Origin of the sequence: Streptococcus australis (assembly GCF_019930045.1) — a bacterium.
Taxonomy (GTDB): Bacteria; Bacillota; Bacilli; order Lactobacillales; family Streptococcaceae; genus Streptococcus; species Streptococcus australis_D.
Genome location: NZ_JAHZQQ010000121.1, coordinates 1 through 838 on the forward strand (window position 1 = coordinate 1; position 838 = coordinate 838).

Consider the following 838-nt stretch of genomic DNA (forward strand, 5'->3'; position numbering starts at 1 on the left):
TTGTGTGAATACTTACAGTTTACCCCAATGAAACGCTATGAGTTTTTTTGTTGCACTATATTTTACAATTTATCATACAAAAAAGACATCCAAGAGAAAATTCTTGAATGTCTGGAAAGAATATAACTCCATTAACCTTGTTAATAGACTGGAAATGATGATATTATGGTCTCCTTACCTCAAATACTGCTGTATGAACCCACTCATTATGAATTTGTAAGTCATTTTCTATCATTCTACTAAAGGTGAAGCCATTTTTTAAAAGCACTCTCTGAGAAGCTAGATTATCTCTTGCTGTTCCTGCAATGATTCTATTAAAACCATAAGTAGTAAACGCTTTGTCTAAAACGAGTCTAACCGCTTCGCTTGCATAACCTAAATTGGTAACATTTTCCCCAATTCTATACCCAAGTTCTGCTGTTTTCCGATCACCATCTAAGACACTTAAATTGATTCTCCCGACCATAACGCCTTGCGAATCTCTAATAAGATGCATATAGACATCACGATTCCTTTGTTCCGTTAACAACTCCCTTGTAATTTCTTTAAAACCTTCTAAATCAAAATAGTTAGCTGGTCTAGGAGGTAAATTTCGTTCAAAATACTCTCGATTTTCTTTTTCAAAAGAATAGACATCTAAACTATTTGCTTCAGACAACAACTCTAAACTGATCATTTCAAAGCCTCCCCCATCATTATCTACATTCAACATTTTCTCATGTTTACACAAAGTGAAATTTACAGAATTTAAAAAGATTCTTTTATTTTGCCCTGTTGTAAAATGAAGTGCAACACAAAAGACACGTTCATCTGATATACTAGAATTGCGAAAAACAGC

At 33.4% G+C, this 838-nt stretch carries 1 protein-coding gene; it reads right to left on the reverse strand.

What is annotated here, in order from left to right:
- Positions 1-163: 163 nt before the first annotated feature.
- The gene (locus K1J10_RS10580) at positions 164-676 is read right to left on the reverse strand and encodes a GNAT family N-acetyltransferase (protein WP_049473333.1); all 513 of its coding nucleotides are present in this window, start codon (positions 674-676) and stop codon (positions 164-166) included.
- Positions 677-838: the final 162 nt, after the last annotated feature.

Bases quoted from the DNA above. Each gene is read 5' to 3' on its own strand.
- K1J10_RS10580 (WP_049473333.1), bottom strand. From the start codon at position 676: ATGATCAGTTTAGAGTTGTTGTCTGAAGCAAATAGTTTAGATGTCTAT.